Source organism: Streptosporangium oxazolinicum (assembly GCF_039537505.1).
GTDB classification, from domain to species: Bacteria; Actinomycetota; Actinomycetes; order Streptosporangiales; family Streptosporangiaceae; genus Streptosporangium; species Streptosporangium oxazolinicum.
In genome coordinates, this window is sequence record NZ_BAABAQ010000003.1 from 391,382 (window position 1) to 412,565 (window position 21,184).

A 21,184-nucleotide genomic window follows, 5' to 3' on the forward strand; every position below is an offset into this window, starting at 1 on the left:
TCATTACGGGAACGGTCCATGCATATGCGACCCTACAACTACTAGCATCTCGCCCATCAGAGACCATTCCCATGAAGAGAGGCCCATGTTCGCGCGCACCCAGCGGCCCTCTTCCGGTCTTCTCATCGATCCCTGACGATGTTCGCGGCGTCGAGGCGTCACCTTGCCAAGCCCCCTGTTCCGGCCTGCGTCGGCCCCGAGACACAAGACATACGATTCGAAGGAGAGCCGCGTGAGTGCGCAGCAGTCCCTGGCCCGCGACCCCCAACTGGTCGACTCCACTACGCGGCTGGTCGAGTTTCTCCGCGATCTGGCATCGGCTCGTCGTGTCCCGATCAGGGATCTCCGCAATCACAATCAGGTCCTCTGGCTGGTAGACCTGCCGGACGAGGTCGAACCACACAGCGAGGCCGGGCCGGGCGATGTGCTCTTCTCCGTCGATCACATCCGGAACACACCGCCTCCCAGCCTCCCTGACGAACTTCACGGATGGGTACGCCACGAGGAGCTCATCGACGCCGAGCTAGACGCTCCCGAACTGTCCAAAACCGGTCTGCGTCGCATTGAGGAGACCAACGAGGACGGGAAGACGGTGTCTCGATGGGAAACCCAACAGGACCGGCCCGACGTGGTCAGGACCTACGACAAGTGGATTCCCCAGTGGCAAGTTTGGGCGGATCGGGAACGCGATCGTATACGGCAGCAGCGCTGGCACCGCGATCTCTATTCGATCTCCCATCAACTGGACCAGATCGACGACGAGTGGGAACTGGTTCTGGCGACCGGCCTGCTCTCCTGGATCGCACCCGGCGGCACACGTATCCGAAACCATCTCCTCGCGACACGTCTTCACCTTCGGGTTGATCAGGACACCGAACGAGTGCATGTTCTGCTGGGTGAGACGGCACCCACGCTCGAAGACCGTGAACTACTGGCCGACCTCGATGGATTCGTCCCGCAGCGGACCGATCACCTCCGTCGCCGTGTCAGGGAGGGCGAAGGCATCGGGCTGCGGAGTTCGGTGGCCGAGGTGCTGGAGTCATGGTGTGATCGCGGCCTGAACACGAATCCCCAGCCCCGATACCAGCACGACTGGTCCCTGAGCGACATGTCCGCCAGGGACACGGAGGTGCGGTTTGCCCCCGCGCTCGTACTCCGCAGGCGGAACCACGGTTCCCTGATCTCCTACTACGACCAGATGATGACCACGTTGACCGGAGCGGACGCCCAAACACCCCTCGGACTGGCACAACTCGTCAGTCCTCTCGAACCGGCGGAGCGCATGGCCTTCCTTCGGGAGAGGGAGAACACGCCAGGCGACACCTTTGGGCGGGATCCGCTGTTCCCACTCCCCGCCAACCCCGAGCAGCGAACGATCATGACGCGTCTGCGCTCGGACAACGGTGTCGTCGTCCAGGGCCCACCCGGAACCGGAAAGACTCACAGCATCGCCAACCTGCTGTCGGCACTGCTCGCGCAGGGGCAGCGTGTGCTGGTCACCAGCCAGAAAGGGCAGGCACTTCGAGTGCTGCGGGACAAGCTCCCACCGGAGATAGCCGCGCTGTGCGTCTCCATGACCGATCTCGGCCGCGGCGGCTCCGCGGAACTCGAAGGCGGCATCAAGGCGCTGTCGAACCGTTTCTCATCCTTCGACCCCGTCCGGCAGGCCAAGAGCATCGCCGAGAAGCGGCACCAACTCGAATCGTCTCGCCGAATGACCGCGGAACTGACCGAGCGGGTCCGCGCGTTGCGCGAGTCCGAGACCTACCGCTATCCCGAGATCGCCGCCGGCTACTCCGGGACCCTCGCCGCCGTGGTCCGGCAACTGCGGCAGGAAGAACCTGATTGCCAATGGATGCCGGTTCCTCTGTCGGCCTCGGCATCGCCCACACCACCCATCTCCGCCGGTGAGGCCGCGGAGCTCATCACCTTGCTTGCCGAAGAGACCCCCCAGCGCAAGGCGAGGGTCTCACAACGGATCCCCGACCTGGCCGCACTCCCCGGGGCGGAGACGCTCAAGGCCCTGATCGCTGTGGAGGCCGCTGCACAGAACATGGCTCGGCAGGCACAGACGGATATCTCGGCGCGACTTGAGCATCTCGACTTCAACCTGATCTCCCAACTGGAGACCATCGCGGCCGATGTCACCCTTCGCCTGCGACAGCTCGGCCTACCCGAGGACGCATCCGACTGGGATCCGACCGACTGGACGGTCCGCGCACTGGCCGATGGATTCGGTGGACGTGAGACCGCCGTGTGGAATCAGCTGGCGGCCCACACCAATCGCCTTGACACAGCCCGGAACGCGATCCGCCATATCGGCTACCGCGAAATCCAGCACCCGCCGCTGGACACACCGGGCGCGGTGGGTTCATATCTTCAGTCCATTCGAGGACTACACGACTACCTCGCCGCGGGTAACCAGCTCAAACGCGGCCTGTTCCGGCCAGCTGTGCAGAAGCAAGCAGAGCCGTGGCTGGCCGGCACGTCGGTCGACGGGATCACACCGTCCAACGCGGAGCTTCTGTCCCTGGTCATCGCCAAGATGGAAGGCCGGGCGGCGGTCGGCGAGCTACTGCGCGGATGGGGGTTGGTCGGGGTGACGTTTCCACGGGACCAGCCCCTGCAGCGTACGGTCGCACAACTGGGCGACGCCTTCGACCGGCTCCACCAGGTGCGTCAGATCATGCCAGGAGTGGCGGAGACGACACAACTTCTCGCTTCGACCGGCATGCACATCAGGCTCGACACTCCCGCTGAATGGTCGTCATACGCGACGGCCTTACACGCCGTTCGGCTTCAGGCAGAAGCCGAGCAGGCAACTTCGGCACTCAACGACCTCCACGTGGCGCTCCAGCACGAAGTCCGTCTCGGTGCTCCACCTCCGGAGCTCCTGGAGGCCGGACACTCGGTGACCGTACGTGATGGCATCACCTACCAGCTGTGCCTCACCTCCCTCGTCGACGCACACCGCGAACAGATCGAGCAGCGGCGCTGCGACGAGCTTGCGAGCCGAGTGCGCGATGCCCATCCGGCGTTGCTCGGCCTGCTGGCGGAGGCACGAACGTGGCAGCCGCATTTCTCCACCTGGGATCGCGCCTGGGCGTGGGCCAAAGCACGAACGTTCTTCGCCGAGCAACGCCGGCCGGGCCTTGAGCAGCTCCTGGAGGCCGAACTCGAAGCCGCGACCGCGCGGGAGATGCGCCTGACGGCGGAACTCGCCGCCGAACAGGCCTGGCAGGCGGCGTTGGGCCGGATGAACTCCCGTCAGACAACGGCACTGCGGGCCTACCAGGACCACATCGGCAAACTGGGAAAGGGCACCGGACGATATGCCGGTAAATTCCAGTCCCTCGCGCGCGAGGCCATGCATCACGCCCGTGACGCGGTTCCCGCCTGGATCATGCCGCTCCAGCAGGTGCTGGAAACGATCCCGCCGATCCGCGACTCCTTCGACGTCGTCATTGTCGACGAGGCCAGCCAGGCGAGTATCGAGGCGCTCTTCCTGCTCTGGCTCGCACCTCGTGTCATCGTTGTCGGCGACGACAAGCAGTGCGCTCCCTCAACCGTGACTCACGGTGAACTTGAGCCGATTTTCGCGAAACTGTCTACCTACCTCCCGGACCTGCCTGCCTACCTCAGAGACGCCTTCACTCCCAAGTCGAGTCTCTTCGACCTGCTTGCGACGAGATTCGGTACGGTCTTACGGCTCAAGGAACATTTCCGATGTATGCCGGAGATCATCAACTTCTCCTCCGGGCAGTTCTACGCGGACGAACCGCTGGTACCGCTCCGGCAGTTCGGTGCCGACCGTCTGCCGCCACTGCGAGTGGTGCGCGTCACCGGCGCGCGAAGTGAGGGATCGGCGACCCGGCTGCGCAACGTGGTGGAGGCCGAGGCCATCGTGGAACGAATCCTCACATGCGTGGAGGATCCGATCTACAAGGACAAGACATTCGGCGTCGTCGTGCTACAGGGCACCGGACAGACGCAGCTGATCCACAACATGCTGCTTGACCGGCTGGACCCCAAGGATTGGGAGAGGCGGCGCCTCCGAGTCGGCACGCCCCCCGACTTCCAGGGCGACGAACGCGACGTGATGTTCCTCTCCATGGTGATCGCCGAGAAGCGCTCCGCGGTGACGAGCACCGAATGGCAACGCAGGTTCAACGTGGCCGCGTCACGGGCCAAGGACCAGATGTGGCTTTTTCATTCCGTCAGCCCGGATCTCCTCTCACCGATGTGTCTTCGCCGATCGCTCCTCGGCTACATGCTGAACCCGCCCGCGACATTGCTCACGGCATCGTTGAGCGATGTGACCTCCAACGATCCTCATCCGGAGTTCGACTCGCTCTTCGAGCAGCGGGTGTTCCTCCGTATCCGCGAACAGGGGTACAACGTTGTCCCTCAGGTGGAGGTCAACGGGCGCCGGATCGACCTCGTGGTGAGCGGCGCCAAGGGACGCCTCGCGGTCGAATGTGACGGTGATTTCTGGCACGGCACTCCGGAACAACGGGAGGCAGACCTCGACCGGGAGCGCGAGCTCAAACGAGCGGGGTGGCGGTTCTGGCGCATCCGCGAGAGCGAGTTCTACTTCGACCCTCAGATGGCTATGGAGTCCCTCTGGGCCGAACTCGGCCGACGAGGCATCTCACCAGGGGAAGCCGCCGGGGACGAGACTAGTACATCCTCATCGTGGAGTGCCCTGTCCCTGTCGGGAAACGATGGCTGGGACGGGCTCGAAGACGGCGACTCCGGCGACATGAACGAATCGCCAATCGGAACATTGAACGGGTCGCCCCGCACTGGTTCTTCCTCGGCCGACACGACCACGCCGCAGATCCGCACTTGGGCTCGCACCCAGGGATATGCCGTCGGCGACCGTGGCCGTCTTCCCGAAGGCGTAGTGGAGGCGTATCACCACGCACACAGTGCACGGTAGCCAGGAAGTCTCTCCTCTCGGCACCCCCTGACGCTTGCGACCGTTTCTGCAAGACCAGGAAAAAAATCCGGATGCGACAGGAGTTCCTTGATGTTTCAACAACATCAGCACATGTTTTTCTATATGGGCCCCTGAATACACAAAAAACGGGATTCGGCGCCCTCCCGGCCGGGTGGCTCCGCTCGGCCGGGCCGTACGTCGAGCTGCCCTCGGTGCGCCCCCGCCCCCTCAGTGCGTCCTCGGCGAGGAGATCCATGGGGAAAGGGCCTCGCACAGGCGGCTGTCTCGGACGGTCTGAGCTGCGACCTCCAGAAAGGCCGTGACATCACGTCAGCATGTCGTCACACTGAGGTGTGACAAAGTCGACTGATCGCGGCAGCACCCGGAGCCCTTGAACCCGATTTACGTCATATACGGCCTAATTCTGCATTAAAACAGTATTTATGGCGCACTTTGCGTCTGCTGGAACCTGCGGAGCCCGGCTGACATCCAACCCCGTACGACTGGCGTCCATTTATCGGAAGTGAGCCGTACATCCCCCAGGTTGATGACATATGAGGTGTCGTGACTATGGCGTCGAACGTGACGCGGTTATATCAGGCGGTGCTGCGGGATCCGGCCGCCCCGATCTCGATCCGGCTTCGCCGTACCTTCTCGGAGTGGGTCGTGGAGAAGGGGTTCCCGCCTCCGGGTGCCGCGCGGGCGATGGTCGAGGCCGAGGCCGGCCAGGCTCGGCTCACGATGGAACGACGTGGAGACTGTGGCCGCTACACGCTGGACGAGCCGTACGGGGAGGGGCACCTGCGGACCCGGGTGACCTACGCCGAATCGGTGCCGGGCATGACCGGGTGGGTCATCGTCACCGTGGACCGGCACGAGGGACGAGAACCCGAACGGCACCGCCGGGAGCCGTACCGGCACGGAAGGCGTGAACCGGAACGGCGGGAGACGGAACGGCGGGAAAGGCGCGCACCGGCGGTGGTGAGCGTGCCCGGTTTCCTCCCGGCGTACCTGCGCACCGCGCGGATCAGCGACGGCGCCGTCCACGTGGAGGACTGCCCGGTGGTCCTCAACGAGGACGACCTGGACCGGTTTGTCCCCGTGATGACCGAGCCCCGCCGGAGGGTGCCGATCCTCGTTCTCTCCGTGGATCTCCAGAACCCGGAGGCGACGCGGGCCCGTGCCGACTATCTGGCCGGCGCGGTCACCGGCGCGAGCCTGGTGGTACGGCTCGCCGACCTGCGTGCCCAGAACCGGTTCAACAAGGCGATGGGCAAGGAGCTGGGCGTGTTCGGCGGCGGGATCCGCACCTACCTCGCCCCCTTCGACCCGGCCGGGGAGGCCTACCCCCGCAGGCACCCGCCCATGGGCGCCACCATGATCCGGGATCAGGGTGACGCCGCCCTCGACCGGATCGCCGCCGGAGCGGTCGGCGAGAGCATCCATCGCGAGCTTCCCGAGGACGTCCAGCGGACGCTCCAGGTCGTCTACCGCGTGCTGGCCCGACGTGCCGACCTGAGTGAGATCGCCGCGGCCGCCGCGCTCCGGCCCGCGAAGACCGATCTCGCCCGTGAGGAGCTGCGACGGCGGATGATGGCCATGACCCGGCGCCCGGCGCCCGCCACGACCGGCGGGACCACCGGGATCTCCGCCGGGAAGCCGGGTCCTGACTCGGAGAAGCCCACCGCCGAGCCCGAGCAAACCGAGGAGACCGCCACCGCGACAGACACCCCGGCGGTCGGTACGGAGCGGATCGCCCAGGTGGTGGCGGACATGGTGGTCAAGGAACTGCGCGGAGAGCTGGAGACGGCGCTGGGGCTCGCCACGTCGTCGCAGGCCGCGAGCGGCGACTCCGCCAAGGTGCTCCGCGAGATCCGCACGCTTGGCGCGCACCTTTCCGGCCTGCGTGACGTCGTCGCGGAACAGCGCGCCAACGCCGTGGAACGGCGGAGCGACCTCGCCGCACGAGATGGCGACCTCGCCGACCGGCGAAGCGACACCTTCGAACGACGGAGCGGCGTCGCGGAACGACGCGGCGACCCCGCCGACCGGCGAAGCGACACCTCCGAACGACGAGGCGGTGTCACCGAACGACGGAGCGACCCCGCCGGGCGACGGGTAGCGGAGGACGTGGGCGACCGGCCGACCGCCGAGATCAGGAGCCTCCGCGAGGAGCACCGGCTGCTCACCGAGGAGTACGCCGAGGCCGTCACGAACGCCAGGAAGCTCACCGAGCGGGTCCGCTGGCTGGAGGGCAGGCTGGCGGAGGCGGGCCAGCCGGTGTACGGCGTGAACGGGGAGGTCCCCGTCTTCGAACCCGCCAGCCTGGTCCAGGTCCTGGTCGAGGCCCGCGAGAGCCTGCGCCACATCGTCGTCGGCGACACCGACGGCGCCGCCGCCCGGCTGGACCTGGACCACCCGGCCCAGTCGCGGACATGGGCGGCGAAGGCCTGGGACTCCCTGCGCGCCCTGGAGGACTTCGCGAGGGCCCGGTCCGGCGGGGAGTTCGCGGGCGGTTTCTACGAGTGGTGCGCCCACGGCTCTCCCGGGCGCCTCACCATCCCCACCGGGATGCTGTCCATGCGCGAGTCGAAGAGCGTGGTCACCCGCGCCAAGTTCAGCGAGCGCCGGACCTTCGCCGTCCCCCCCGAGGTGAGCCCGGGTGGGCAGGTCCTGATGGAGTCCCACGTCAAGCTCAAGCCCGTGGGCTACCCCGCGCCCCGGATGTACTTCCACGACGACTCCGGCGGGGCCACCGGCAAGATCTGGATCGGCTACCTGGGCGGGCACCTCCCCAACACCCGTACGAACTAGAGTCTTCGGGATCGTTTCTCCCGCTGCGGACCGGCACACCCCCACCACCTCTTATTTGACAGCTCATTCCAGAAAGCCGTAGGTTCTGCCGTATGGCAAGGACCAAGGAGTTCGATCCCGACGCGGCGCTGCAGGCGGCGCTGGAGCTGTTCTGGCAGCGGGGGTACGAGGCGACGTCGATGGCCGACCTCGTCGAGCACCTGGGGATCGGCAGAGCCAGCATCTACGCCACTTTCGGCAACAAGCGCGACCTCTACCTGAAGGCCTACGAGCGCTACCTGCAAAACGGGATCGACTACATCGGCCTGCTGTCACAACCGGGGCCGGTGCTGCCCGCCGTACGCGCGCTGGTCGAGCGTTTCGCGGAGGAGTCCGCGCACGACGAGAAGCGCCGCGGGTGCCTGGTGGTCAACACCGCCGTGGAGGTGGCGCCGCACGACCCCGCGCTGGCCCGGCGGGTGGAGTCCAACTGGGATTCGATCGAGACCACGCTGACCTCGGCGCTGACCAGGGCCCGCGCCCAGGGCGAGCTCACCGGGGAGAAGGATCCCCGGGCGCTCGCCCGGTTCCTGCTCACCGTGATGCAGGGCATGCGGGTCATCGGCAAGAGCTCCAGCGACCCCGAGCGCCTTTACGACGCCGCCGCACAGGCGCTGCGCGTTCTCGAATAGCCCGTCCTCCTCCGGCGCGGAGCTTCCACACCCGTAAGACGCCCTCGAATATGCGAGGCTTCCATGCCTTAAAACTGGAACGATCGGTCTAGAAAGGAGGGGCCTGTGACTGTCTCGCCCGCACCCACGCGGCCGACCGCCCCCGGCTTCGCCCTGCTCGGCACCGTCCAGATCGTGCTGATCTCGGGCATCACCGTCGTCTCCGTCGCCCTGCCGGCGATCCAGGACGAGTTGCGGATCGGCGGCGGTGACCTGGCGCTGGTCAGCACGGCGTACGGGCTGGCGTTCAGCGGGTTGCTGCTGCTCGGCGGCAGGCTGGCGGACCTGTACGGCAGGCGCCGGGTGTTCATGCTGGGCCTCGGCCTGTTCGGGATCTCCTCGGCCGCGGCCGCCCTGGCTCCCGGGCTCACCCCGCTGCTCGCCGCGCGGTTCGCCCAGGGCGTCGGCGCCGCCCTCGCGGCCCCCTCGGCCATGGCCCTGCTCAGCGTCCTCTTCCCCGACCCTCACCGGCGGGCACGGGCCACCGCCGTCTGGGGTGGCCTGGCGGGCATCGGCGCGACCGGAGGCATGCTGCTGTCCGGCGTGTTCGCCGAGTGGGCGTCATGGCGGTGGGCGTTCGGCGTGCCGGTGATCGCCACCGCCGTCGCCATCGTGGCGGCACCCCGGCTGCTCCCCGCCGATCGGCCGGTACGGCGTGCCCGCGTCGACATCCTCGGCGCCACACTGGTGACGGCGGGGCTCTCGACGCTGAGTTACGGGCTGGTGGAGAGCTCGTCCGGCCCGCTCGTCGGCGGAGCCGCCCTGCTGCTCGCCTTCATCGTCGTGGAATCCCGTATGGCCGCCCCTCTGGTGCCACCGGCGTTCTTCGCCGCACCTCGAAGGGCCGTCGCGCTGGCGGCGATCGTCCTCGGCTCGGCGGGCATGGCCACCAGCTTCTTCTTCCTCTCGATCCATCTCCAGCGGGTACGCGGCCTGTCCCCGCTGCTGACCTCCGCCGCGTTCCTGCCGTACGGCGCGGTCCTGATCGGCACGGGCGCGGCCGCCGGGTGGTTACTGGGGCGCTTCGGCGTCCGGATCGTTCTCACGACCGGCCTGGTCACGGCCTCCGCCGGGCTCGCCCTGGTCGGCAGGTTCGACGGCGCCCTCGTCGCCGGAGTGCTGGTCCTGCCGCTCGGCATCGGCCTGACGTTCGCCGGGGCGACCGTGGCCGCGGTCGCCGACGTGCCCGACGAGCAGGCCGGGCTCGCCGGTGGCGTGGTCAACACCGCGATGGAGATCGGACCTTCCCTCGGCCTCGCCGTACTGGTGTCACTGGCCACGTCACAGGCCGGTGACATGACCTCCGGCCACGGCTTCGCGCTCGGCGTCGCCGCTGTCGCCTCCATCCTCATGGCCCCGATCGCGGCCCTGCTACCGCGCACCTCTCGACAAGAAACACCTCTCGACAAGAGACACCCCACAAGAAGGAGAACATCGTGACCGCTCGATTCATCGGCAAGGTCGTCCTCGTCACCGGCGGCGGCTCCGGCATCGGCCGCGCGACCGCGCGGGCCTTCGCCCGCGAGGGCGCCACCGTCGTCGTCTCCGGACGTGACGCGGAGAGCCTCGACCAGACGGTCAAGCTGATCGAGGCCGAAAACGGACGGGCGAGCCTCGTCACCGCCGACGTCACCCGGCGGGAGGACGTCGCCCGGATGGTCGCGACGACCGTGGAGCGTCACGGCGGCCTGCACGTCGCGCACAACAACGCCGGTATCTTCGGCCAGGCCGCTCCGCTCGCCGACCTCGACGTCGACGGCTGGCGTAACGTGCTGGACGTCAACCTGACCGGTGTGTTCCTCTCGATGAAATACGAGATCCAGCACATGCGCTCGAACGGCGGGGGCGCGATCGTCAACACGGCCTCCAACATCGGCGCCCATCGCAGGCTTCCCGGGGCGAGCGCGTACACCACGTCCAAGGCGGGCGTGAGCTTCCTGACCCGAGCCGCGGCACTCGACCACATCGACGACGGGATCCGCGTCAACGCGGTCAGCCCCGGAGCCAGCGACGGCCCGATGTCGTCGCGGCCCGGCGAGAGCCGCGAGGAACGCGACGCCCGTATCGCTCCGTCGATTCCGCTCGGCAGGGTCGGCACGCTCGACGAGGTCGCCGCCACCGTGCTGTGGCTCGCCTCCCCCGAGTCCGGATTCGCCGTCGGCCACGACCTCGTCATCGACGGCGGCGCCACCGCCTGATCACAAACCCGGGGCCGACCGGCGCCCTGCCCGCCCCCAAGCACGTCAGCGGTCGGCGAGCCCCTGGAGGATCGCACGGACCTTTCCCGCGTTGTGGTGGTACGGGCCGTAGAGGCGTTCGAGGTCCGGCAGCAGCTCGCCCAGCACCCGCTTGGCCCGCCCCCTGTTGCCCGCGTCGAGTTCCACCATCCCGATCCGGCTCCGGAGTTCGAGGATCCGCTCCTCGTCCGCGCCGAACCGTTTCTCGTCGGCCAGGAGCCGCCGGAGCTGGGTCAGGGCGAGGTTCGTCTCCCCGATCGCCGCGTTGCACCCCGCCTCCATCAGCCGGCATCGCAGGGCGAGGTTGTTGTCCGGCCCCTCGACCCTGGCGACGTCGGCCGCCAGCCGATGGAACTCGGGCGCCGCCCTGCGGTAGTCACCGCCGAGGAAGAGGGCCTCGGCGAGCTCGATCCGCAGGTCGACCACGGCGGAGCTCGTCGAGCCGAAGGAGCCCGCGGCGGGCCCGACCACCTCGGCCAGGAGGTCCGCCGCCTGGCCGAAACGGGCTTCCGCCTTGAGGAGGCCGGCGTCCCTGCGGGCGCGCTCGATGTCGGCGCGCTCGAGCTGCGCCAGTCCCGCGGCGCGCCTGATCCGCGTCGGCCGCACCGGATGGGCGGGCCGCCGGTTGTCGGCCAGCGGGGAGGGGATGCGCCCGACGACGGTGGCGTACATGCGCACCGGATGGGGTGTGTCCAGGTTGACGTAGCCCGGGAAGGGCGGCAGCTCGCGGCAGAAGCCGAGCAGCCGCTCGTAGACGACGTCCGCGCTCGCCGGGCGCTCCTCGGGCGTCTTGGCGAGCAACCACAGGACGAGCCGCTCCAGCCCCTCGGGCACGTCCCGCCTTCTCGCGCGCAGCGGCCGTGGCGCCACGTCGGTGTGGTTGCGCATCGAGGCCAGCGCCGTGGGCGCGGCGAACTGGTTGTTCCCGGCGAGCATCTCGTCCAGGATCACGCCGAGGGAGTACAGGTCGCTGCGCGGCCCCGCGGTTCCGGTCATGGCCTGCTCCGGCGCCATGTACGCCGGGGTGCCGAGCACCTCGCCCGTCCTCGTGAGGTTCGTCGCGTCCGTGGAGGCGAGCGCGGCGGCGATACCGAAGTCGAGGACCTTGACCGTGCCGTCGGGGCAGAGCATCAGGTTGCCCGGCTTGAGGTCGCGGTGGACGAGCGAGTTGGCGTGGGCCACGGCCAGCACCGAGCACACCTGGGCGGCGATCGCCACGGCCCAGGCCACCGGCACCTCCGTCTCGTCGAGCAGCGTCGAGACGGAACACCCCCTGACGAGTTGCATGACCATGTAGAGGTCGTCACCGTGCGGTCCGCAGTCGTAGATGGTCGGCACCCCCGGGTGTTCCAGCCGGGCGGTGATCCGTGACTCACGGACGAAACGCCTGGCCAGTTCCTCGTCACGGCGGCCATCGGGAAACCTGTCGGCTTTGATGAATTTGATGGCGATCTGCCGATCCAGGCGTTTGTCGTAGCCGAACCAGACCTCTCCCATTCCGCCGGAACGGCGTGACAGGGGATCCAACTCGTAACGGCCACCGATGATCGTTCCTCTGTCCAAAACGATGCGCCCTCCAGAAATGCCCCGTCTTCCCCAGGAAAATGTAGCGCTCTCGGAGTCACATCGCTTTGAGCGGATATTTCGCCAGGTCACCGCCTCGCGGATGGATTGCTTCATCCTGGAAGAGAGCGCCGAATGCGTCGCGCGTCCGCGACTCGGCTTTTTCACAGGCTCGCGTGATACCGGTCAATTCCCGGGTTACTTCCGGGCTTCCGGGAAGTGACCGGCGAGGCGGGATCACCCCCGGGCCGGTGATACGCCGCAGGTGGGCTACGACAGAATGTCGTTCATGGAAGCCCGCATCGCGACAGCCCCGTCCACGGAGACCGGGACGTCCCACGGACGCCCCGGCTCCCCCGGCACCGACCTCGACCGCCTGCGGAGCGGGGTCGAGGAGGCCGTGTCCCGGGGCGGCGGCGCCAACGTCCCGCTCGACGAGGCCAACGGCCTGGTGTGGCTCATCCCCGGCGAGCCGGAGTTGCTCGGGGCGGCGCTGGAGGCCCATCCCCGGATCGAGTGGGTGCAGTTCCCCTGGGCGGGGGTGGAGAAGTTCACGACGTCCGGCGTTCTCGACCGCCCGGTGGTCTTCAGCTGCGCCAAGGGGGCGTTCGCCGGGCAGGTCGCCGAGCACGCGCTGATGCTGATGCTGGCCTGCCTGCGCGGCCTCTCCCGCCAGGCGCGGACACCGGCCTGGTCTCCGGTGGACCCCCGGTCGCTGCACGGCCGGAGGGTCACGATCCTCGGCGGCGGCGGCATAGCCACCGAGCTCGTCCGCCTCCTGCGGCCGTTCGAGTGCCGGATCCGGGTGATCCGCCGCAGTCCCGAGAAGGTCGAGGGCAGCGACGAGACACTGCCGCCCCCGGCGCTGCCCGCCGTGCTTCCCGAGACCGACCTCCTGGTGCTGGCCCTCGCCCTGACGCCGGAGACGCGGCACGTCGTCGGCGCCGCCGAACTCGCGCTGCTGCCGCCGCACGCCGTCGTCGTCAACGTCGCCCGCGGCGCGCACATCGAGACCGGCGCGCTCGTCGAGGCCCTCGACGCGGGCACGATCTCCGCCGCCGGTCTGGACGTGACGGATCCCGAGCCGCTCCCCGACGGGCACCCCCTGTGGGCCGATCCCAGGGTGCTCATCACCTCGCACTCCGCCGACTCCGCCGACTACGTCAGGCGGATGTTCTGCGAGCGGGTCGAGCGCAACGTGGCCAACCTGCGCGCGGGCCGCCCGCTGGAGGGGGTGATCGACCCCTCCGCGGGCTACTGAGCGGGCGTTCCGGGGATTTCGGCCGAATGCCCGGAACGCCCGCTCAGATACCCGCGCCGATCACCCGCGCGGCGGCGAGGTAGGCGGCGAGCAGGCTCTCGGCGACCGCCGTCACGGTCTCGTCTCCGGGCAGGAAGTACGGGCTGTGCAGCCCCGACGCCGTGTCGGTGCCCACGAACAGCATCAGCGACGGCACGACCGACGCGAAGTGGGCGAAGTCGTCGGCACCGCAGGAGCGCAACGTGGCGGGCATGTGGTGGGCGACGTCGACGAGGATGCAGCCGGTCTCCTCGGCGAGGCGGGCGTCGTTGACGAGCACCGGCTCCCCGTTCGTGATCCGCACCTCCGCCTCGCAGCCGTGGACGCGGGCGACGCCCTCGGCGACCTCGCGGAAGCGGTGGTGCAACTGGTGACGCCAGGGCTCCGACATCGTACGGAGGGTGCCGCGGGCGGCGGCCTGCCCCGGGATCGCGTTGGGGGCCGAGCCCGCCGCCACGGTCCCGAAGGTGACCACCGTCGGCGTCATCGGGTCGGCGTCCCGGCTGACGAGCTGCTGCGCGGCCACGATGATCTGGGCGAGCGCCAGGACCGGGTCGCGGGACAGGTGCGGATAGGCCGCGTGCCCGCCCTGCCCCCGGACGATGACGGTGAACTCGTCGGAGGAGGCGTTGACCGCGCCGGGAGTGCAGGCCGTCTCACCGGCGCCGAGCACCGGCTGGACGTGCGCCGCGATCATCGCGCCGACCTGGTTCCTGCGCAACGCGCCCGAGTCGACGATGTCGCGGGCGCCGGAGGGGTGGGTCTCCTCGCGCGGCTGCAGCACCGCGACCATCGGCGCCGGTGCCCGTACGCGGTCGACCGCCCGGGTCAGCGCGACGAGGGCCGCGAGGTGCACGTCGTGGCCGCAGGCGTGCATGGCGCCGTTGCGCGAGGCCCAGGGCACGCCCGTCTCCTCCGGGATCGGCAGGGCGTCCAGCTCCCCGCGTACCCCGACGGCCAGACCCTCGCCGCCGACGCGAAGGAGCGCGCCGGTCACGGCCACCCGCTCCATCTCGTCGCCCTCGGGCAATGCGTCCAGCACGCGCTTGAGCGTCGGCTCCTCCTTCCCCGACACGCACGGCTCGGCGTGCAGTTCCCGCCGTAGCTGGAAGGCTGCGGGCAGCTCGGCGTGCAGGGCGGCGCGGAGCCGCTCGTGGATCTCGTTCATCGCCCCTCCCCGAACCGGTGGGCGTCGTGGCTGCCCCTCACGCGTCCTCCTCGGCGAGTGCGCGGACGTGAGTGCCGATCATGGATCTCCCTCTGCTGTGCGTGGTGCCGTTCTGGTGGTACGTGGGTGAAGTGGGACGTGGGTGAAGTGGTACGTGGTGTCGTTCTCGTCGCCGGCCCCGAGGCCGGTCACCCGGTCACCCGGTCTCTCCGAGGCCGTAGACGCGACGGGCGTTCCGCGCGCCGATCATGGTGGCGACCCGGACCGCCTGCGGCTCGCTCCACTCGCCGTCCGCGACGAACCCCCCGAGGACGCGGGTCATCGCGCGGCGCCAGAGCAGGGCGCCCAGGTGGTGGAGCTCCGCGGGCCCCCAGGCGTCCGAGGAGAAGAGGATCTTGGCGAACGGCGCGAGCTCCAGGCTCTCGGCCACGACGGCCACACCGCGCGCCCCGGTGTGGTTCACGCCCAGCCCGACGTCGAAGTAGACGTGCGGATAGACCTGGGCGAGATAACCGGCGTTGCGGTGGTACGGGTAGCAGTGCAGCAGGAGCAGGGGGACGCCCCTGGGCTCGGCGAGCTCGATGAGGCCGCGCAGCAGCAGGGGATCGCAGCGGCGCAGGTCGAGGTCGGGGTCGCCGTACCCGGTGTGGAACTGGAGCGGCAGCCCGCGCCCGATGCCCGTCCAGATGAGATGGCGCAGCAGCACCGGGTCACCGACACGGATCGTCCCGGTCCGCTCCGACTCCCGCAGCCAGCGTCCGGCCGCCGCCACCACCTCGGCCGGGGCGGGCGGGGCGGGGTCGACGTCGAGCCCGTACCGGTAGGCGACGACGCTCTTCAGGCCGCGCGCCGCACGGGTGCGCTCCCACAGGGCCGCCTCGAAGCGGGCGGCGAACCCGGCGGCGTCCGTTCCCCCTGCGACGACCCCCTCGGCGACCGACTCCAGCCGGACGACCTCCTCGACGGGCCGCCCCGTGAGGGCCGCCATCGGCGCCGGGCCGAGGATCTCCTCACCCCCGTAGCCGGTCTCCAGCAGGAAGTGGCCGACTCCGGCGGCGGCCAGCAGGCGCCGGTTCACCTCCCCGGCCCCGAGCTCGGCGCGGCGGGCGAGGTAGGTCTCCGGGTCCGGGTGCGGGTCGAGACCGAGGACGGGCGCGCAGTGCCGCAGGACGGCGAAGCCGAGCTGCGAGTCGAACTGGGTCATCCAGGCGGGCACCGGCCGGTCGGACTCGGTGATCAGCTCCTCGAACCGCCTCCGCGACGGGTCGCCGTCCAGGGCGCCGTGGACGTGGTGGTCCACCAGCGGTATCTCCTCGATCGCACGCTCCAGGGCCCCGGCCTCCCCCGCCGTCCCCGTCCCCGTCGCGCGTCCCGGAACCCCGGGCTCCGCCGCCCCGGTCGCATGCCCCAGGGACCCGGCCCTCGCCGGGGAGTCCATGGGTGCCGGGATCATGGTGGAACACTCCTCGAATGGGCGCCGCTGGGATACGAGATGCCCTTGAAAAGGGGATGTCATGCCCCGATGTCCCATCCGGCTCACCCGCCGATCGGACGCTCCACCCCACCGGGCGTCTCGCCCGTCGTCCCCGCGCCCTTCCCCCGGGTGGCGTACGCGAGGGTGAGGGCGACGACGGCGAGCGGGAAGGCGGTGGCGACGAGGAGGCCGGTGCGCAGACCGGAGCCGCCGTCCTCGGGCAGCGCGGCCGACAGGGTGGTCAGGAGCCCTCCGGCGGCGGCGGAGGCGTCCGCGGCGGCCCCGGCGATCCAGGGACCGGCCGCGCCACCGGCGTCGCCGAAGACGGCCAGCACGCCGAACATGGCCGCGCCGCCGAGGGGGAAGCGGGCCGAGGCGAGGCTGAAGGTCCCCGGCCACAGGAGGCTGACGGCCAGGCCGCACACCGCGCAGCCGATGAGGCTGACCACCGGGTTGGAGGACAGGCAGACGACGAGGTAGCAGACGGTCGCCAGCGCGCCGCACGAGGCCATCGCGGGCACCAGCGGGATCCTCTCGCCCCACAGGCCGTAGACGATGCGGCCGATCCCCATCAGGACCGCGAACAGGCACGGCCCCGCCAGGTCGCCCCACACCTTGGAGACGCCCAGCCCCTCCTCCGCGAAGAGGGAGGACCACTGCGACATGGTCAGCTCGGCCGCGCCCGCGCAGAGCATCAGCGCGACGGCGGCGGCGAACGCGGGAGCCCCGAAGAGCGCCCGCAGGGAGGTACGGTGCTCGTCGGGCACGGTCGCGGGCAGCGGCACCCTCAGGAACGCCACCATGTTGACCAGCGGGACGAGCGCCCAGGCGACGGGCAGGACCTGCCAGGCGTCCTGACCGATCCAGGCGAGCAGCAGCGTGCTGCCCGCCACCACGGCGACCTGTCCCCAGCAGTAGAAGGAGTGCAGCAGGCTCATCGCCGCGGCCTTGCCCTCCTGCGGGCTGGGCAGCGCGTCCACGACGGGACTGACGAGCACCTCCAGCAGGCCGCCTCCGACGGCGTAGACGACGATCGCGACGCACAGTCCCAGGTACGGGGAGGGCGACACGGCCGGGGCCACCGCCAGCAGCACCAGTCCCAGCGCGGACAGGACGTGGGCGAGCACCAGCGGGACACGGTAGCCGGTCCGGTCCACGAACCTCACGGCCACGATGTCGGTGACCAGCTGGGTGGCGAAGTTGAGCAGCACCAGGCGCCCGAGCATCTCCAGCGGCAACTGGTAGCGGGTCTGGAACACGATGAAGAGCAGGGGGGCCAGGTTGTTGACGATGGCCTGGGTGACATATCCGGTGTAGCAGGCGCGGCGGGTGTGGTCGTACGTCGTCATGGGTGGTGCGTGTCTCTCCCTGGGGGGCTGGCCGTCCCGCACACTACGGGGCGGGCCGGCACGGCGGCACACCCACCCCCGGCACGAAGGACCGCCAGGTCACCCGGCCACCGGCCATCGGGCATCGGAAGCCGGGGACCGGGTGCCGGGAACCAGGAGCCGGGGGTCCGAGTGGGCGGGAAGCCCGCTCGCGTCGTTCCCCCCGGCCGTGCGACGGCGTCAGCGCAGCTGGGGAAGGACCTTCGCGCCGAAGGCGTCGATGTAGGCGGCCTGCTCCTGGCCCACGTGGTGCAGGTAGATCTCCTCGAACCCCAGCTCCGCGTACTCGTTGATCCTGGCGGCGTGCCAGCCCAGGTCGGAGGAGACGTTGACGGCCTCGGCGACCTTCTCCGGCGAGACGTCCGCGGAGACCACGTCGAAGAGCTCGGCGGTCTCGAGGTCCCAGCTGACCGGCGGGGAGAAGACGTTGCTCCGCCACTGGTCGTGGGCGATGGCCATGGCCTCGTCGTCGCTCTCGGCCCAGCTGAGGTGGACCTGGAGCGCCACCTTGCCCTTGCCTCCGGCGTCCCGGTAGGCGCCGATGACCTCGCGCAGCCGGTCGACCGGACCTCCCACGGTGATCAGGCCGTCGGCCCACTCCGCGCACCAGCGGGCCGTATCGACACTCACCGCCGCGCCGACCAGCTTCGGGGGGACGTCCGGGCGGGTCCACAGCCGGGCGCGGTCGACGGTCACCAGGCCGTCGTGGCTGACCTCCTCCCCCGCCAGCATCGCCCGGATGATGTCGACGCACTCCCGCAGCCGCCGCTTGCGAAGCTCCTTGCGCGGCCAGTGGTCACCGGTGATGTGCTCGTTGCTCGCCTCGCCGGTGCCGAGGGCGGCCCAGAAGCGCCCGGGGAACATCGCCCCGAGGGTGCCGATCGCCTGGGCGATGATCGCGGGGTGGTAGCGCTGGCCGGGGGCGTTGACCACGCCGAACGGCAGGTTCGTGGCCTGGAGCGCCGCGCCCAGCCAGGACCAGGCGAACCCCGACTGCCCCTGCCGCTCGCTCCACGGGGAGAAGTGGTCCGACGACATCGCCGCCGCGAACCCCGCCTGCTCGGCCCGCGTGACCGCTTTCAGGAGTTCTGCCGGATGGATCTGCTCGTGTGAGGAATGGAAGCCATAAGTCGCCATCGTCTTCGGCTACCCGGAAGAAGGACGGGCAAGCGCGGTACCACCCGGTGTTCCGGCGCCGCCGGACGGCCATCGGGAAGCTCGCGACCGCGAGAAGGACGAGCGAGCGCGGTACCGCCCGGCGTTCCGGGCGGTACCGCGCCGGGACCTCAGAAGGCCGAGGTGTAGGTGACCAGCGAAGGCTGGTTGACCCGGGTGGCGGCGTTGTAGCAGACGACGTTGCGGACGAACGCGTTGCCTCCGCTGGTGTTCCAGATGGTCTGCAGGTTGCAGAACTCGGGGCCGGGTCCGTACGCGGTGACCTGGACCTGGTCCTGCAGGACTCCGACCCCCGGGAAGGTCACCAGGCGCTGGCCGAGGCCGGAGCTCTGGATCGTGTTCACGAATCCCTGGGAGTTGTAGTTCACGGGCGGGGGCACCGGCGCGTACGGGCCGGGGTTGGCCGGAGTGTTGTCGAAGGTGTAGGCGAAGTTCTTCGGCGGGATCGCCGCGCCGGTGATGGCGCGCTCACGCTGGTAGGTGAGGGTCCATCCGGTGTTGAGCGGCACGTTCGTCGCGTTGTGGCAGCGCACCTGGACCGCCTGCGCGCCCACGCTCGGAGCCCAGGCGCCGACCTTGCAGCGGGCGGGCTGGCTGGGGTTGACCGCGGTGACCTGGAGGTTGCCCGCGAAGCCCGAGGAACCCAGGCCGGGCAGGTTGACCGTCCAGACGCCCGCGCCTCCGCCGACCGTGTTCACCGCCCCGGCCGAGTTGAACTGGCTGGTGATGCCGCCGCCGTTGTAGTGCACGTAGCCGAACGCCTGCGGTGCGGGCAGCAGGCCGGTGCTCTGCTCGAAGACGATGCTGTACGGGGTGAAGACCGGAGCCCCTCCGTACCGGTAGCACTGCACCGCCACGACCAGGTCGGGGCCCGAGGGCCCCCAGTTCTGCGCCTGGCACCAGTAGGCGGTGTCGGAGATCGCCGTGACGTGGACCACGCCGCCGGTGATCGCGATCTGCGGGAACCGCACGAACGTCTGCCCGACCCCGCCGGGAGTGACGCTGACGTTGAACCCCGGCCCCCAGCTGCCCGCCTGGTGGTTGGGGTCGGGGATGCCCGAGGTCACGTTGACCACGGCGAAGCCCCACCGATTGGGGACGGAGGCCTGCGCGCCCGTGGCCACCGCGACGACGCTCGCGGCGAGCATCGCGATGACACACAGGACCGTGAACATAACTCTTCGTAACTGCCGCATGCCGTACTCCATCGGCTCGGGGGGTGGGGCGATCGGACGCGACCGTGGCACCAGCACCTGGGAATGTCTGGAATCACAGTTCGTCCTGAGCTCTTGATAACCCGCCCGTCCCCCCTTGAGAAGACCCAACCTGACAGGTGAGATGACCTTGTCTTCCCTGATCAGGTCAGGGTTCGGACCAGATGACAGCTCTCTCATCGAGAGATCTTCCGGTCGTTCCGCCGAGTACCGTATGAACATGCGCAGCCGATCCGCCAGGATCCACGAGACGGGGTGTGAGACCGTGCCGGAGCCCGAAGAACCAAACGTTCCGCGTGTCATGTGGCAGTTGCTGGAGCCCCTGCACGCCGTCACCTACTTCGCCCCCGAGGCTCGGGCGGCGGCCGACGCGGTCGGCATGCGCGGCTTCTGGATGGGGTACTTCGCGGCCAGGGCGGCGCCTCTCGGGCCGGTCGGCCCCGGCGTCGTCACGGCGGCCTTCCACGGTTTCCCCCCGGCCAGGGTCGCCAGGGCGCTGCCCGACGCGTGGACGTTCGCGACCCCCGGCGACGTGCTGCGCGCCCGGCTCGACGGGGCGGGAGCGGCGCTGCGGAACCTGCTCACCGACAAGGTGATCGGCTCTGACGACCTGCGCGCGGCGGCGGACCTCGCCTGGGAGGCGGCCGGGCTCGCCGACACCGCCGGCCGGGTGCTCGGCGCGGCCAACCAGGCGCTGCCCGCGCCCGACGAGCCGCACCTGCTGCTCTGGCAGGCCGTGACCACACTGCGCGAGCACCGGGGCGACGGGCACGTGGCCGCCCTCGTCGCCCACGGCGTCTCCCCCGTCCAGTCCCACCTGCTCAAGGTCGCGTCGGGCGAGACGGACCTGGACCAGCTGCGCCTGGCACGGCCTTGGGACGACGCGGAGTGGGAGGCCGGTGCCGCCGCCCTGCGCGAGCGCGGGTGGGTCGACGGTTCCGGCGTTTTGACGGCCGAGGGCGCGCGGGAGCGCGGGCGGATCGAGCGGCTGACCGACGAGGCCGCCGCCGTCCCCTGGCGGGCCCTGGGAGACGAGCGCACCTCCGCGCTCGCCCTGCTGCTCCACCCGCTGGCCATGGCCGTCCTGGAGTCGGGTGTCCTGCCGCACTTGAACCCGATCGGCCTGCCTCGGCCACCCGCGGCAGGCGAGGACGGCCGGGAGCTCACGCTCCCGGCCGCCTCATCACCGATCGGCTGA

At 69.8% G+C, this 21,184-nt stretch carries 13 protein-coding genes; 7 read left to right on the top strand and 6 right to left on the bottom strand.

The features are described from left to right. Positions 1-232: 232 nt before the first annotated feature. From ABD817_RS11290 to ABD817_RS11310, 5 genes are all read left to right on the top strand, one after another. On the top strand, positions 233-4,942 hold the full coding sequence (locus ABD817_RS11290) for an AAA domain-containing protein (RefSeq protein WP_344917765.1): 4,710 nt from the start codon (positions 233-235) through the stop codon (positions 4,940-4,942). Positions 4,943-5,524: 582 nt separating this feature from the next. Further along, the gene (locus tag ABD817_RS11295; RefSeq protein WP_344917766.1) at positions 5,525-7,756 is read left to right on the top strand and encodes a hypothetical protein; all 2,232 of its coding nucleotides are present in this window, start codon (positions 5,525-5,527) and stop codon (positions 7,754-7,756) included. Positions 7,757-7,848: 92 nt separating this feature from the next. Then, positions 7,849-8,427 carry a TetR/AcrR family transcriptional regulator gene (locus tag ABD817_RS11300; protein WP_344917767.1) on the top strand — a complete coding sequence of 193 codons (579 nt, stop codon included), beginning with the start codon at positions 7,849-7,851 and terminating at the stop codon, positions 8,425-8,427. A gap of 105 nt (positions 8,428-8,532) precedes the next feature. Continuing rightward, complete coding sequence (locus tag ABD817_RS11305) at positions 8,533-9,906, top strand: MFS transporter (RefSeq protein ID WP_344917768.1); 1,374 nt, start codon at positions 8,533-8,535, stop codon at positions 9,904-9,906. Next, positions 9,903-10,664 (top strand): SDR family NAD(P)-dependent oxidoreductase, encoded by a 762-nt coding sequence (locus tag ABD817_RS11310; RefSeq protein ID WP_344917769.1) that lies wholly within the window; start codon positions 9,903-9,905, stop codon positions 10,662-10,664. Before ABD817_RS11305 ends, ABD817_RS11310 begins: the two co-directional genes overlap by 4 nt. 45 nt (positions 10,665-10,709) lie before the next feature. On the opposite strand, the gene ABD817_RS11315 is transcribed toward ABD817_RS11310, so the two are convergent. Continuing rightward, complete coding sequence (locus ABD817_RS11315; RefSeq protein ID WP_344917770.1) at positions 10,710-12,266, bottom strand: serine/threonine-protein kinase; 1,557 nt, start codon at positions 12,264-12,266, stop codon at positions 10,710-10,712. A gap of 289 nt (positions 12,267-12,555) precedes the next feature. Between ABD817_RS11315 and ABD817_RS11320 the strand changes: the two genes are divergently transcribed. Next, positions 12,556-13,527 carry a D-isomer specific 2-hydroxyacid dehydrogenase family protein gene (locus ABD817_RS11320; protein ID WP_344917771.1) on the top strand — a complete coding sequence of 324 codons (972 nt, stop codon included), beginning with the start codon at positions 12,556-12,558 and terminating at the stop codon, positions 13,525-13,527. A gap of 43 nt (positions 13,528-13,570) precedes the next feature. Here ABD817_RS11320 and ABD817_RS11325 read toward each other — a convergent pair whose 3' ends face one another. The 5 genes from ABD817_RS11325 to ABD817_RS11345 all read right to left on the bottom strand — a co-directional run bounded on the left by ABD817_RS11325 (position 13,571) and on the right by ABD817_RS11345 (position 19,968). Beyond that, a complete protein-coding gene (locus ABD817_RS11325; protein ID WP_344917772.1) occupies positions 13,571-14,734 on the bottom strand; it encodes a M20 metallopeptidase family protein in 1,164 nt (387 codons plus the stop codon). Positions 14,735-14,930: 196 nt separating this feature from the next. Further along, positions 14,931-16,187, bottom strand: a complete 1,257-nt coding sequence (locus ABD817_RS11330; protein ID WP_344917773.1) for an amidohydrolase family protein — start codon at positions 16,185-16,187, stop codon at positions 14,931-14,933. Between the two features lie 83 nt (positions 16,188-16,270). Then, positions 16,271-17,557, bottom strand: coding sequence for an MFS transporter (locus ABD817_RS11335; protein ID WP_344917774.1), 1,287 nt, complete (start codon positions 17,555-17,557; stop codon positions 16,271-16,273). Between the two features lie 219 nt (positions 17,558-17,776). Next, a complete protein-coding gene (locus tag ABD817_RS11340) occupies positions 17,777-18,733 on the bottom strand; it encodes a TIGR03885 family FMN-dependent LLM class oxidoreductase (RefSeq protein ID WP_344917775.1) in 957 nt (318 codons plus the stop codon). Positions 18,734-18,882: 149 nt separating this feature from the next. After that, entirely contained in the window at positions 18,883-19,968 is a 1,086-nt protein-coding gene (locus tag ABD817_RS11345; protein ID WP_344917776.1) for a hypothetical protein, read from the bottom strand. Between the two features lie 238 nt (positions 19,969-20,206). Here ABD817_RS11345 and ABD817_RS11350 point away from each other — a divergent pair, with 238 nt between their 5' ends. Next, a complete protein-coding gene (locus ABD817_RS11350; protein WP_344917777.1) occupies positions 20,207-21,184 on the top strand; it encodes an SCO6745 family protein in 978 nt (325 codons plus the stop codon).